The 14,251-nt window shown below is 38.8% G+C and carries 14 protein-coding genes and 1 tRNA gene; 10 read left to right on the forward strand and 5 right to left on the reverse strand.

All coding sequences use genetic code 11. From position 1 onward, the window contains the following. Positions 1-4 precede the first annotated feature (4 nt). Positions 5-769, forward strand: a complete 765-nt coding sequence (locus ACLCDL_RS13660) for a TlpA family protein disulfide reductase (RefSeq protein ID WP_423148899.1) — start codon at positions 5-7, stop codon at positions 767-769. Positions 770-824: 55 nt separating this feature from the next. Here ACLCDL_RS13660 and ACLCDL_RS13665 read toward each other — a convergent pair whose 3' ends face one another. The 3 genes from ACLCDL_RS13665 to ACLCDL_RS13675 all read right to left on the reverse strand — a co-directional run bounded on the left by ACLCDL_RS13665 (position 825) and on the right by ACLCDL_RS13675 (position 2,588). After that, positions 825-1,406 carry a 50S ribosomal protein L25/general stress protein Ctc gene (locus ACLCDL_RS13665; RefSeq protein WP_423148900.1) on the reverse strand — a complete coding sequence of 194 codons (582 nt, stop codon included), beginning with the start codon at positions 1,404-1,406 and terminating at the stop codon, positions 825-827. A 97-nt stretch (positions 1,407-1,503) separates the two neighbouring features. After that, positions 1,504-2,451, reverse strand: coding sequence for a ribose-phosphate pyrophosphokinase (locus ACLCDL_RS13670; protein ID WP_423148901.1), 948 nt, complete (start codon positions 2,449-2,451; stop codon positions 1,504-1,506). Between the two features lie 66 nt (positions 2,452-2,517). Further along, positions 2,518-2,588: transfer RNA gene (locus ACLCDL_RS13675), tRNA-Gln, on the reverse strand. Between the two features lie 198 nt (positions 2,589-2,786). Here ACLCDL_RS13675 and ACLCDL_RS13680 point away from each other — a divergent pair. Beyond that, positions 2,787-5,810, forward strand: coding sequence for a glycosyltransferase family 117 protein (locus ACLCDL_RS13680; protein WP_423148902.1), 3,024 nt, complete (start codon positions 2,787-2,789; stop codon positions 5,808-5,810). 65 nt (positions 5,811-5,875) lie between these two features. Here the strand turns inward: ACLCDL_RS13680 and ACLCDL_RS13685 are convergent, their stop codons facing one another. Beyond that, complete coding sequence (locus ACLCDL_RS13685; protein WP_423148903.1) at positions 5,876-6,829, reverse strand: acetyl-CoA carboxylase carboxyltransferase subunit alpha; 954 nt, start codon at positions 6,827-6,829, stop codon at positions 5,876-5,878. 195 nt (positions 6,830-7,024) lie between these two features. Here ACLCDL_RS13685 and ACLCDL_RS13690 point away from each other — a divergent pair, with 195 nt between their 5' ends. The 8 genes from ACLCDL_RS13690 (at position 7,025) to ACLCDL_RS13725 (ending at position 12,837) form a co-directional block, all read left to right on the forward strand. After that, a complete protein-coding gene (locus tag ACLCDL_RS13690) occupies positions 7,025-7,357 on the forward strand; it encodes an arsenosugar biosynthesis-associated peroxidase-like protein (RefSeq protein WP_423148904.1) in 333 nt (110 codons plus the stop codon). After that, entirely contained in the window at positions 7,357-8,391 is a 1,035-nt protein-coding gene (arsS, locus tag ACLCDL_RS13695) for an arsenosugar biosynthesis radical SAM (seleno)protein ArsS (protein WP_423148905.1), read from the forward strand. Before ACLCDL_RS13690 ends, arsS begins: the two co-directional genes overlap by 1 nt. A 3-nt stretch (positions 8,392-8,394) precedes the next feature. Continuing rightward, positions 8,395-9,381, forward strand: a complete 987-nt coding sequence (locus ACLCDL_RS13700) for a TIGR04282 family arsenosugar biosynthesis glycosyltransferase (RefSeq protein ID WP_423148906.1) — start codon at positions 8,395-8,397, stop codon at positions 9,379-9,381. After that, entirely contained in the window at positions 9,378-10,076 is a 699-nt protein-coding gene (locus tag ACLCDL_RS13705) for a TIGR04283 family arsenosugar biosynthesis glycosyltransferase (protein WP_423148907.1), read from the forward strand. The genes ACLCDL_RS13700 and ACLCDL_RS13705 overlap by 4 nt, the downstream gene beginning before the upstream one ends. Before the next feature lie 2 nt (positions 10,077-10,078). After that, positions 10,079-11,146, forward strand: a complete 1,068-nt coding sequence (locus tag ACLCDL_RS13710; RefSeq protein WP_423148908.1) for an NAD(P)H-dependent oxidoreductase — start codon at positions 10,079-10,081, stop codon at positions 11,144-11,146. A 5-nt stretch (positions 11,147-11,151) separates the two neighbouring features. Then, positions 11,152-11,994, forward strand: a complete 843-nt coding sequence (locus ACLCDL_RS13715; protein WP_423148909.1) for a sterol desaturase family protein — start codon at positions 11,152-11,154, stop codon at positions 11,992-11,994. Positions 11,995-12,141: 147 nt separating this feature from the next. Continuing rightward, a complete protein-coding gene (locus ACLCDL_RS13720; RefSeq protein ID WP_423148910.1) occupies positions 12,142-12,336 on the forward strand; it encodes a hypothetical protein in 195 nt (64 codons plus the stop codon). Between the two features lie 117 nt (positions 12,337-12,453). Further along, complete coding sequence (locus ACLCDL_RS13725; RefSeq protein WP_423148911.1) at positions 12,454-12,837, forward strand: response regulator; 384 nt, start codon at positions 12,454-12,456, stop codon at positions 12,835-12,837. Between the two features lie 2 nt (positions 12,838-12,839). Here ACLCDL_RS13725 and ACLCDL_RS13730 read toward each other — a convergent pair whose 3' ends face one another. Further along, positions 12,840-14,051, reverse strand: coding sequence for a PAS domain-containing protein (locus ACLCDL_RS13730; protein ID WP_423148913.1), 1,212 nt, complete (start codon positions 14,049-14,051; stop codon positions 12,840-12,842). Positions 14,052-14,251: the final 200 nt, after the last annotated feature.

Below are 14,251 nucleotides of genomic sequence, written 5' to 3' on the forward strand. Positions count from 1 at the left end.
TGAAATGAGAAAGGCTACTGATGAATACGTAGCGGCCAAATCAGCATTTGATAAATGGCTGGCAACTGCTGAAAGGACACAGACTGGAAAGGAAGTGATAAACAAAGTAAGGAAAGCCGAACAGGTCCTGAATACTAAAAAGGCCGCTATTAAAGAAATGTTCATTTCTACGCATCCTGATTCAAAGGTATCCGCTTACTTCTTAAGCCAACTGGCAATCGAAACCAACCCGAAACATTTTCTTAAAGTTTATAATAACTTATCGGAAAAGGTAAAAAGAACACCTTATGCAACTGAAACTAAGCAGCAGATAGAACATATTCTTTCATCCTATACGGGATCAGACATACCAAAGGTATTTGGTGAAACACCCGAAGGTAAGCCGTTTGATAAGAATCTGCTTAAAAACAAACTCACACTTGTTGTATTTTGGGCAAGCTGGAACAAACCAAGTACCAATGATTTTTTTCAATCGCATAGCCTGTATGACGAGCTGCATAATAAAGGATTTGAAATAGTTGGGATATCGCTGGATAAGACAAAAGAAAAATGGACAAAATCGATCTCAGAAAATAAACTTAACTGGTTACATGTTTGCGATTTTAAAGGGGCATACTCTGCCAATATTGAAACATTTAATAACAACAAATTACCCTATTACATTTTAATAGGGCCGGATTTAAAGATAGTGGATAGGGATGTTCCGCTATCTTCAGTAGAAATTTATTTCAATGATTTTGTGAAAAAGAATTATACAGCGTTAAAATAAAAAAGGCAGTACAAACACACTATGCACTGCCTTCTTATTTTTCTGTAAAGTACTATTATTTACCTTTTGCAGCTTCCTGCTCAGCCTGTCTGAGGGCACGGGAAGTTGTAACAGATACAATGGTATCTTCAGCTACGTTTGTGATAGCGAACTGATCAAATTTCAAATCGCGAACGCGAACTGATTTACCAACCTCAAGAGGCTCGATGCTGATCTCAACATATTGAGGCATATCTTTTGGAAGCGCTTTAACACGTAATTTACGTAATTTCTGAACCAGCTTTCCACCCATTTTAACACCTGGAGAAGTTCCGGTTAATTTAACGGGAATTTCCATAGTTAACGGTTTATTTTCGTCTAACTGGAAAAAATCCACGTGTAAAACCTGTTCTGTAAGGGGGTGAAACTGAGCATCCTTTACGATGGCAGTTGTTTTAACACCGGCAACATTTACTTCTACAAATGAAACTTCCGGGCTGTATAATAATCCTTTTAATTCACTGGCTTCAATAGCAAAGTGAGTTTGTCCTTGTCCACCATACAATACAGCAGGTACTTTACCTTCGTAACGCAGCTGTTTTGCATCGCGTTTCCCTACGCTCTCTCTTGGAGAACCGCTAATAGCGATTGTTTTCATGTTATTAAAAATTAAAAATTGTTAAAATTAAAAATGTTATTGTAAAGCTTGTATTGAAAAAGCCTTTTTGAATTTCCGGCTTTTTATTCCACGCTATCTATTCTTCTATTTGAAATAAATTACTGATAGAACCATATTCGTTTACATTGGTAATTGCCTTTGCAAACAATTCGGCGGTAGAAAGAACCCGGATCTTTGGGCTTTCGTGCTTTAACGGAATAGTATCTGTAACTATTAATTCTGCCAATACAGAGTTTTCAATCGTTTCGTACGCCTTACCGGACAGAACAGGATGTGTACAAACCGCTCTGACACTGGTAGCCCCGTTTTCCATAATTAAGGCAGCTGCTTTAGACAACGTACCGGCTGTATCGCAAATATCATCAATCAATACAATATCTTTTCCGGTAACATCTCCAATGATAGACATTGATTCTATTTCATTGGCACGCTTTCTCCGCTTATCGCAAATCACCACTTCGGCATTAAAAAATTTGGCGAAAGTACGGGCCCGGTAAGAACCTCCCATATCCGGAGAAGCAATAACCAGATTTTCGAGGTTGAGGCTGCGGATATAAGGTACAAAAATTACTGATGCATCCAGATGATCTACTGGAATATCAAAAAATCCCTGTATTTGTGCCGCGTGCAGATCCATCGTCATTATACGGTGTGCTCCTGCAGCAGTAATCAGGTTTGCCATCAGTTTTGCACCAATTGCTACCCGTGGTTTATCTTTTCTATCCTGACGTGCCATTCCGAAATATGGAATAACAACCGTGATATAATGAGCCGAGGCACGCTTAGCAGCATCGGTAAGCAGTAATAACTCAATTAAATTGTCGAAAGGCTGGTTGGTAGATTGTATTAAAAACACATCCGACCCGCGGATTGACTCGTTAAATGAAGGCTGAAATTCGCCATCGCTGAAGCGCGATAACATTACATCTCCTAATTCCTTCCCATAAGCCTGAGCTATTTTAGCCGCTAAAGCGGTACTGCCTGAACCGGCAAATAATTTAACAGGATTAAACTGCAGTGGCATCTTATTTTTCTAAAAGGGCGAAAAAAAATTCGGATTGTGCTTTCACAATCCGATACCTTTTATTTGTTGCCCGACCAGGATTCGAACCTAGACAAACTGAACCAAAATCAGTTGTACTACCTTTATACTATCGGGCAATTCCAATTCAAGAACAAATGCCTCTCAAACGGAGTGCAAATATAGAGTGATAAAGTAAAACCTGCAAAAGAATTTTATTTTTTTAAAAACATTCTGCTGCTTTTAATATCACCCTGTAAATTTTAACACTTCTTAACCTGCAATATTTAATACTTATCACTATTTTCGGCATTCATTTTTGGATTGATCAATAGACAATGAATTATACTAAAACAAACAATCTTTTTGGATGGCTATGTTTTATTGTTGCCGCGGTAACTTATATTTTAACTTTAGAGCCCTCTGCAAGTTTTTGGGATTGCGGTGAATTTATAGCTGCTGCTTATAAATTACAGATTGTGCACCAGCCGGGTGCTCCGTTATTCTTGATGATACAAAAAGTTTTCTCGTTGCTTGCCGCCGGAGATCAAACCAAAATTGCTTACTGGATGAATATGGGCTCTGCATTATCCAGTGCAGCCACCATTCTCTTTCTATTCTGGACCATTACCGCCCTTGCACGAAAAATTGTATGGAAACAGGGCGAAGAATTAACAAAAGCAAAACTGATGATCATCATTGGTTCGGGTGTTGTTGGTGCTTTAGCTTATACTTTTTCTGACACTTTCTGGTTTTCTGCCGTTGAATCGGAAGTATATGCCATGTCTTCTCTTTGTACAGCCATTGTATTCTGGGCCATCCTGAAATGGGACCATCATGCCGATGAACCCGGAGCTGACAAATGGCTGATCTTTATCGCCTATATCATGGGGCTTTCTATAGGAGTTCACCTCCTCAACCTGCTTGTTATTCCTGCTATCGCGATAGTTTATTATTTCAGAAGGAATCAGAATATAACTACCAAAGGCACCCTTCTTGCATTGCTGACGGGAATAGTGATACTTGCAGTTATACAGTATGGAGTTATACAGTATCTCGTAAAATTTGCCGCTTATTTCGACTTGTTCTTTGTTAATACACTGGGATTAGGCTTCGGAACGGGCGTTTTATTTTTCGCTCTGCTAATAATAGGCGGACTTGTTTATGGAATTATTTATTCCATTAAAAAAGCAAAGCCTGTTTTAAATCTTTCACTCATCTCGCTTGTATTTATTTTACTTGGATACAGTTCATTTTCGATGATTGTGATACGGGCAAAAGCTGATCCTGTTTTAAACAACAGCGATCCTGATAACGTATTTGCCTTGTTAAGTTACCTCAACCGTGAGCAATACGGCGACCGCCCGCTTTTATACGGGCAGTATTTTGATTCTCAGCCCATAGACTATAAAGAAGGTGGCAATATTTACCGTAAAGGAGAAAATAAATACGAAGTGGCCGGCAAAAAATTCGAACAGGTGTACGACCGTAATACGCTGTTGCCGAGAATGTACAGCGATGATCCGCAGCATGTAGGTTTTTATCGCGACTGGATGAATATGGGGCAAAGCGAATCGCCTACCTTTGCGCAAAATCTTGGATTTGGATTCAGCTACCAGTTTGGATTTATGTATGCCCGCTACTTTTTATGGGATTTTGCAGGGCGTCAAAATGATGATCAGGGGCATGGAAACTATACATCAGGAAACTGGATCAGCGGTATAAAGCCTTTGGATGCGATGCGTCTGGGATCTCAGGAACATCTTCCACCGAGCATAACCGAAAATAATGCTTATAACCGTTTTTACTTTTTACCCTTAATTCTTGGCTTAATTGGTGCTTTCTGGCATTTTAAACGTAACCAGAAAGATGCAGGAGTTGTAGGTTTATTATTCTTCTTTACCGGTGTTGCCATCGTTATCTATTTGAACCAGACACCGCTCCAGCCCAGAGAACGTGACTATGCATATGCAGGTTCTTTTTACGCGTTTACAATATGGATTGGCCTAGGGGTAGCAGGAATTGCAGAATGGCTTAAAAACAAAGTGAACCCTCTTGGCGCAGGAGCAATTGCAACGGTAATTGGCCTTTTAGCTGCTCCGGTAATCATGGCGAAAGAAGGATGGAACGATCATGACCGATCTGAAAAATACACAGCAAGAGACTTTGCTATTGATTACCTGGAATCATGCGCTCCGAATGCCATTCTGTTTACCTACGGTGATAACGATACCTACCCATTGTGGTATGTTCAGGAAGTAGAAGGTATAAGACCTGACGTTCGTATCGTTAATACAAGCCTTTTGGGTACCGATTGGTATATCCGCCAGATGAAAGAAAAAACCAACCAGGGGGCTGCACTTCCTATCACCATGCCAAATGCAAAGTTTGTTCAGGGCGTCCGTGATGTTCTGCGGTATTCTGATTACCAGTTGAATGGTTCTGTTGAGTTAAAAAGCATATTTGATATCCTAACGTCCGATAATGACAACGATAAAGTAACTATGCAGGATGGAAGTAAAGAAAACTTCTTACCAACCAAAAACTTTAAACTTACAGTTGACCCAGAGCAGGTTATCAGTACTAACACAGTAGCACCTACGTTAAAAGACAGCATTACGCCGGTTATGGAATGGAAATATAACAAGAATTATGTTTCTAAAACTGAACTGGCTATGATTGACATTCTTGCTCACAACAACTGGCAGCGGCCTATTTATTTTGCTGTAACCGTTCCTAACAGCAACTTTATCGGCCTGGATAAATATTTATACAATGAGGGTTTCGCATACCGCTTACTTCCGCTTAAAACAAATCCTGCAGATTCAACTGATCAGGAACAAAAGCTGAATGCAGATGTGATGTATAACAATATGATGAACAAGTTCAGATGGGGCAATATGAAGAATGCCTCTTATCTTGACCCGGAATCTACCCGGATGATCAGCATTATCCTGAAAAGTTTCAATCAGCTGTCAGAAGAGCTTGCCTTAAAGGGTGATAAAGAGAAGGCCAGAAAAGCACTTCTGAAATCAATTGAAGTGGTTCCTGATAAAAACTATTCGTTTTATTCCGTTTTATACCGTTACTATACAGTTGACCAGTTATATAAGCTAGGCGAAGCAGCAAAAGCAAATAACCTGGCTACACAAACTGCCGGTTTTATTGCCGCTGAACTTACGTACATGGGAGATATAATACAAAGTGTTGAGAATATTAATTCGAATGAAATACAGTTGGGAATGACCGTTTTAAATGAGCTGGCAAAAACGGCAGAAGAAAATAAACAAACAGCTGTTGCTACCAATATAAAAAATAAGCTTCAGGGCTTGCAGTCGAGGTTTGGAGCATTGCAGCAGTAGATAAAAAATACAGTCATAAAAAAAACCTCTTAGCGAGGTTTTTTTTATGACTGATAAATTCGTTTTTACTCTTCAACCACTCCCATAGAACAAAACTTCTCTATACGTTCATCCACCAGTTCATCTATATTTTTTTGACACAACGTTTCGAGATCTTTTATCAGCTGCTCTTTTAATACTTGCGCCATTTCCTTCGGATCGTTGTGTGCGCCTCCAAGCGGTTCGGGAATTATGCCATCAATCAGTTTATTTTTCAGCATATCTTCAGCAGTAAGTTTTAAACTATCTGCGGCCCGTTCTTTAAAATCCCAGGTACGCCATAAAATAGCGGAACAGTTTTCGGGAGAAATTACGGAATACCAGGAATGTTCCAGCATGTACACTTTATCACCAATGCCAATACCCAAAGCTCCACCCGAGGCTCCTTCACCGATAATGATACAAATAACCGGAACTTTTAGCTGTGCCATTTCCAGCAGGTTCCTTGCAATTGCTTCTCCCTGCCCACGTTCCTCTGCTTCTAAACCCGGATACGCTCCCGGAGTATCAATTAACGTGATAACCGGTTTGTTAAATTTTTCTGCCAGTTTCATCAAACGAAGTGCTTTGCGGTATCCTTCCGGATTAGCCATACCGAAATTCCGGTATTGGCGCATTTTCGTATTTACTCCCTTCTGATGGCCAATCAGCATTACTGTCTGGCCTTCAAGAGAGGCGAAACCACCCACAATCGCTTTATCGTCTTTTACAGTTCTATCGCCGTGCATTTCAATAAAATCAGTACACATGGATTCAATATACTGCAGTGTATAGGGCCTTTCCGGATGACGGGATATTTGTACTTTTTGCCAGCCGGTCAGATTAGAATAGATCTCTTTCTTGGCTGTCTCCAGTTTTTCCTCCAATTCGTTTAGTGTTGCAGACATATTTACCTTTGTTTTTTCTGCAACTTGTTTAACTTTATCTATTTGCTGCTGCAGATCAGCAATCGGCTTCTCAAATTCGAATGAAGTTTTCATCAAGAAATTTTTACAGGGGGCTAAATTAGCTAATTAAGAGGCGAAATTAAAACACAAAGCATATTAATATCATTGATACTACATCTAAACACCTATAAAACCCGTATGTTATCCATATAATTATCTAGAGAAATTAACGTTTTCTATTTATTTATTTACTAAAGATAAAAATCAAACAACCCTAAATTAATATTCATGTCAACGTACTACAATCCTGAAGATTTAAAAAAATTTTCGCAAATCGGTGAATTTCAGCAAGAGCTGGCAGACAAGTTTTTCAGCTATTACGGTGATGTTTTTAAAGAAGGCGCACTTACAGCCAGGGAAAAATCGCTTATCGCATTAGCTGTTTCCCACGCCGTTCAGTGCCCTTATTGTATTGATGCTTATACCGTAGATACGATGGAAAAAGGATGTACTGAACAGCAAATGATGGAAGCTGTACACGTTACTGCTGCTATCAGAGGTGGAGCCTCACTTGTACACGGCGTACAAATGATGAATAAGGTAAAAGAACTATCTATGTGATGAAAAGTCTGGCTGTTTTACAACATCCTTTATCGTCTCCTGCTGCTCAGCTGGATGTGCTTTCTTCGGGAGAAAGAAAATCCTTTAAAAGTAGTATGGAAAATGCCGGTTTATATCCCCTTAAGCCTACCGGGATTGAAATTTTTCAGGTAAACGTAGGCAAGCAATGCAATCAAACCTGTAAGCATTGCCATGTAGATGCAGGACCGGATCGTAAGGAGCGAATGAGCAGAGAAACAATGGAGCAATGCCTGGATATAATCAAAAATGCAGGTATTCACACAGTAGATATTACCGGAGGAGCACCCGAAATGCATCCTGACTTTCGCTGGTTCGTTGCAGAATGTGCTGGCTTGGGCAAAAAAGTAATGGTGCGATGCAATCTTACTATTATACTTGCAAACAAGAAATACCACGATCTGCCCGAATTCTATAAACAACACGATGTGGAAGTAGTCAGTTCATTGCCCTTTTACAATGCAGACAGAACTGACCGCCAGCGTGGGGCCGGAGTTTTTGAGCAATCTATAAAAGCATTACAGTTACTGAATGCCGTTGGCTATGGCATAGACGGATCAGGCCTTCTGCTGAACCTTGTTTACAATCCGTCAGGAGCCTTTCTGCCCGGATCGCAGCACGACCTTGAAGTTCAATTTAAAAAGGCGTTGTTAAAGGATTATGCCGTCAGTTTTAATAACTTATTTACCATCACCAATATTCCCATCAGCCGCTTCCTTGAATTTTTAGTTTCCAGTGGAAATTATGATGCTTACATGGAGAAGCTAATTAATGCTTTTAATCCACTGGCTGCAGAAGGAGTTATGTGCCGTAATACAATTTCTGTAAGTTGGGACGGATATTTATATGATTGCGATTTCAACCAGATGCTTAACCTCCAAGTAGATCAAGTAAGCTCCCGTCATATAAGTTCATTCAATCTTGATCTCCTTAACAAAAGATCCATTGTTCTTAACCAGCACTGCTACGGCTGCACCGCAGGAGCGGGTTCAAGCTGCGGAGGAGCAACTGTATAACAAATGAACTCAGGCAATGCGTTACTGATCTTTGTAAAAAACTCCATTTATGGGAAAGTAAAAACACGGCTGGCTGCAACAGCTGGTAACGACCTTGCATTGGATGTATATAAAAAATTAGTCTCACACACCTTTGAAATAACAACCAGTATCCAGTGCAATAAAATAATTTTCTATTCTGATTTTATTCCAGCTGCCGAAAAACGGCCATCGGGATTTGATTTTCAGATTCAGAAGGGAACAGACCTAGGGGAGCGAATGCTAAATGCAATGCATTACGCGTTTGCGAGAAGCTATACTAACGTATTGATTATCGGCAGCGATTGCCTCGAACTGGAAACTTCCATCATAATTCACGCTTATAAATTGCTGGAGAACAATGAAGCAGTAATTGGACCTGCCACAGATGGAGGATATTATTTAATCGGATTAAAAAAACCATTTGAAAAGCTCTTTAAAAACAAAAACTGGAGCACTCAATATGTTTTTAATGAAACGGTACAGGAATGTATTAATAATGATATAACTTATACAACGCTTCAAACACTTTCTGATATTGATACCGAAAAAGATCTATTAGCAACTTTACAACATTCACCCCATAACATGAACGTCAAGAATCTCACTCTGATTTTTGTTTATAATGCCGACAGCGACCTTTTCAGCTCGGTTACAGATTTTGTTCATAAACTGATAAGCCCTTCAACTTATGACTGCAATCTCTGCGCTCTTACTTACCATAATTTTGGAATTAAGAAAGAATGGAAAGAATTTATTGAAAGCACCGGAGCTCGCTTTCGCTTTCTGCATAAAGACGAGTTTGAAGAAATGTATGAAGTACCTGCTGATCTTCCCGCTGTTTTTTATCTCTCTAAAGAATTACCCAAACAGCTTATAAGCGCTTCAGAAATAAATAGCTGCAAAAGCTTAGACCAACTTAAGTCGCTTGTTTCCGCACGGATAAGAATTCTTGAATTTACAGATGTATGATCAGCGTTATTATTCCCGCATTTAATGAAGAAGCTGAAATCAAAAGTACCATCCGCCGGATATTTGGAGCAGCGGATCGTTCGCTAATTCGGGAAATCATTGTTGTTGACGGAGGAAGTACCGACAATACCGTAAATGAAGCAGAACAGGCAGGAGCAAAAGTAATTGCAAGTCCTGAAAAAGGGAGAGCCCCTCAACTGAATGCAGGAGCAAAAGCTGCAGTAAGCGATATCCTTTACTTTTTGCATGCGGATTCTATCCCTCCCCAAAACTTCACTCAAGATATTATTTTCGCTGTACATAAAGGATTTGAAAGTGGCTGTTATCGTTTGGCTTTTGATTACGATCATTGGTTTTTAAAAGCAAATTGCTGGTTTACACGTTTCAATATTAATGCGGTAAGATTTGGCGACCAAAGCCTTTTTGTAAGCAAGCGTGTTTTTGAAAAAGCCGGAGGATTTGATGAAAGCCTGATCGTAATGGAAGATCAGGAAATTATTTCCCGTATCCGGCAATACAGCAAGTTTATAGTAATGAAGAAACAGGTAATAACTTCTGCACGCAAATATCTGGATAATGGCTTTTTCAAAATGCAGGCAATTTTTACTTTAATTTATTTAATGTATAAATTAGGATACAGCCAGCAAAGCCTGTTAAAGACATACCGGCATCTTATTCATCAGAATAAACTTTAACTATGAAACCAAATGATGAAAACGCGAAATTACCTCCGGAAGAACGTCCGTTTCGTATCCTGATAATTTCCGGCTCACAGCGGCGTCAATACAATTGCCCCGGTGTAGATTCAAAATCAAGAATGCTGCTGTTGAGGATGGCTGCTAATTTGCCTCAGGAATGGGAAATCGATTATGAAGACCTGGGTAATGTTTTTGGAAGGCCGAAGATTCAAAGTTGTAATGCCTGTGTCTCTACTTCAATGGCCTTATGCGTATGGCCTTGCAACTGTTATAAAAAAAATGACAAAAACGAACCGGATCTGATGTGGGATTTTGATTTATATGCACGGTTAGACATGGCAGATGCATGGGCAATTATTGGCCCTATCAACTGGTACGGACCAACAAGCAATTTAAAATTGTTGTTTGACAGGCTGGTGTGCATGAATGGCGGAAATCCTGATGAAAAATCAATAGATCATAAAAATCCGGAAAAGGCAATGCAGCTTGAACATACTGAAGAGTGGAAGAAAATGAGCCTAAATCATCTGGAAGGAAGAACAGCGGGGTTCTTCTGTTACGGAGACCTTGGAGGAGATGAACTTGATAAAACCGGAAGGCCCAAAATTTTGTCGCATAAAGCATACTTTGATCCCGAAAAGGAGCCGTATGAAAACGAACGTTTAGCTTACCAGTCGCTGGTATGGCAGTGTCGCTACGGAGGGATTGAAGTCCCGGATCATTTATGGAAGTATGCTTTAACGGGAAAAGATAAAAAATACAGCGACAATCAGGCAGAAGACTTGTTGCAGGACGAAAACTTTCTTAAAGAATTTGATTCCTGGACAATTGATTTTGCCGCTTTCATCCGTTCTAAAGGAAAAGTACAACCGGGAAAATACAGAGCATTCGGCTATCAGCCTCCCGGCCATTTCTGGAAAGAACTAAAATTGGGCTGGCGTTATTTCAGGTTGATGACAGGTATACCGCCAAAAAATTCTTCGCCTTATAAGCAGCAGAAATTCAACCTTAATGATGATATTACCTTAAAACCCAAAGAAGGCGAAGGAAAAAAACTAAGAGAATAATAAAAATGAATTTTTCACACCCTCTGCTTGACGATGTTGGCTCTCCGATTCTGATCACCTTATTTATTTTCCTTTTTATCCTGGAAAGTAAATATGAATTACGAAAAAGAATACAATCTCGCTGGAAAAGAATAAGAATTAATGTAGCAATTGCCTTCATTTCCTTCCTGTTCCTGCGGCTGCTTTTTATACCGGTAGTGGTATGGATTGCCAGTAAAAACCAGGATTGGAAAATTGGATTGAATCATTTACTTGAACTTCCGGTATGGGTAGAATTTGCAATTGGATTTCTCCTGTTGGATTATACAAATTACGTATGGCATGTTATAAATCATAAAATCCCTTTTTTATGGCGCTTTCATCAAGTTCACCATTCAGATCTGGACCTGGATTTAACAACCGCCACCCGGTTCCATTTTGGTGAACTGATAACTTCGGTTGTATTCAGAGGGGCAGCTACCTTACTTATCGGGGCAACGCCCGAATTAGTACTTGTTTATGAAATAATATTTGAAGCGGCAACAAATTTCCACCACAGCAACTGGAAGCTGCCCCTTAAAACAGAAAAGGCTTTAAATCTTTTTATTGTTACTCCCCGAATGCATGGAATTCATCACTCCATTGTTAAAAAAGAAACAGACAGTAATTTTTCAGTTATTTTCTCCTTTTGGGATCGCATTTCAAATTCCTTAAAACTTAACATTCCCCAGGAAGAGTTGATAATAGGAGTACCTTATTTCCGCGACCCGAATGAGCTTAACGTTACTAAACTGATTACCATGCCATTAAAAAAAACGCCTGCATGGCAATTGCCTCATGGTGAAACTCCGGAAAGACATAATCAGTGAAAACAAAATTCGCACGTGAGAAATATTTACAGTTTTATTTCACATCCGTGTATTTTGCTTTACAAAATGTAATTAGCAGAAACATAAGGGCTTCCTGGCAGTTTCCTTCTTAATTCAATATAATACACGGACAAAGTTTAAGTCGTCATGGCAACGGAATTAATAAGAATAAGTACACCAGAGGGGCCGGTAACTTTAAATAAATCGCAGATTACAGCAATAGAACCAATTGAAGAAGGAACTAAAATTCAATTAGAATCACCGCACTATTCATCAAAATTACAATCGTTTATTTCTAACGAATCTTACGATAACGTTGTCATGTTATATTTCTCTGTCTGATTCCTTCTCTATCAAATTTTTACAAAAGGATTTCATTCTTCTTCCTATTATTTTCTTATTTTGGTAATCGCTTATTTATTGTAAGCGTTAATTACCTATTTTTCACTTTTCCGCACGATGTTAAGACGAATTTTAATATTAGATGATGACCTGGATGTACTGGATATGTTAAATGAAGTTTTAACATATTACGGTTATACAGCTAATATCATTTCCCGCAGCGACGCTATTTTAGAAATAATTGAAGAATATAAGCCAGATCTGCTTCTTTTGGATTTCAGGCTATTTGGAAAAAATGGAGGAGAGATCTGTAATATGATTAAAAAAAATCCTGAAACCCAGGATTTACCTGTTATTATTATTTCTGCTTACTCTCATTTAGAAAGCGTAAAAGAAGTTTACTGCTGCGATGATATATTACAAAAACCTTTCGACCTGACTTCGCTGATGGAAAAAGTAGAAAAACACATCAAACCTTTGAAAAAGGATGTTATAGAGTAAAATTAACTGCCGTTATTTTTACCAACAGACTTTGGGGTGTTCCTTTTAAACTCCTGGTTTTGTTTATACAGATCTTTTGTAAGCAGCAGCAACTCAATTTCGTTCTTTTTCTTCTCTGTTATATCAATTAATATGGCTATATAACAAGCAATCTCACCTTTTTCATTTCTCACCGCCGATACTTCTGCTAAAAACCATATCTCCTGCCCGTTCTTTTTATATTCTAAAATTTCAATTGGTTCAGGTTTGTTGTTTTCAAGGTAGGCTGTTATGTGTGTATCCTCACTGTCAGAAAATTTTCTTCCGGTTAATAAGTGGCCGAGTTTACCACCTTTCATCTCATCTGGCGAGTATCCAGTTAAATTACAATAGCTTTGATTCACAAATTCAATGATGCCTTCCGCATCCGCCATTATTACCCCATTTGTAGTTTTACTGGCTACCAGGCTCAACTTCTTCAGTTCAAGATGGTACAGGTATTTTGCTGTAACATCTTTAGCAGTACATTGAATCTCTTTAATGCCCTCTTCAATAATTATTGGAATAAATGTAAGGCAAACATAAACCTCCCTTTTGTCTTTAGTTAATAATTTAACTTCCGTACTGTTTGCCAGTCCGTTTACAGCCTGCTCAAAACCTGCTTTACAATCTTCCCTAAAAGTCGGGTGAATTAATTCCATCAGTGAATGCTGTCGTATCTCCTTATCATGAAAACCAGTTATCTTAAAAAAATTATGATTGCTCTTTTTCAGAACAGCATTGGGAGTTAAGACAAATAACGCATCAGGATGATTCAGAAACAAGGAATAATAATAGGAATGATTTATCCGCCGTTGGTTATTAGCTTCAATAAGGTCGGTTATATCTCTCGAATTTATTACAATACCATTAACTCTGGGATCATCCAACATATTTGAAACCAAAGCTTCTATCCACTTATAAGTACCGTTCTTACCTCTCATCCGTAGTAAAGGAGCGTGCAACAACTTCTGGTAATTACTTTGATTTAATGTAAAAATTGCGCTGCCAACATCATCCGGATGTATATAATCAAAAGCACTGGTCCCGATCAGCTCATCAGGAGTATATCCGAGCATTGCAAAAACTGAGTTTCCAACATATACATATCTACCGGAAGTATCTAAGACAGCATGAAGATCAGTGCTATTTTCAACTATTGCTTCGTAAAATGTATTGTAGGTGATATGCTGCATAACTAAATCTTATTGAACCTCTATATCAAGTGCAAAGTACTTATACTCATTTTATCGAAATAAGTTATGCTAAAAGTTAAAATAGTATTTATTGTACTGTGGAAACTTTAGAAAAGGGAATTGAAAATTGAGTAGATCAATCAAAATAAAAAAACCTCCAGCTTACAGCTGAAGGCTCGGCTCCTGAAGCTGGGCTCGTC

The sequence above is a fragment of the Rubrilithobacter danxiaensis genome (assembly GCF_047272945.1).
GTDB classification, from domain to species: Bacteria; Bacteroidota; Bacteroidia; order Sphingobacteriales; family Sphingobacteriaceae; genus Rubrolithibacter; species Rubrolithibacter danxiaensis.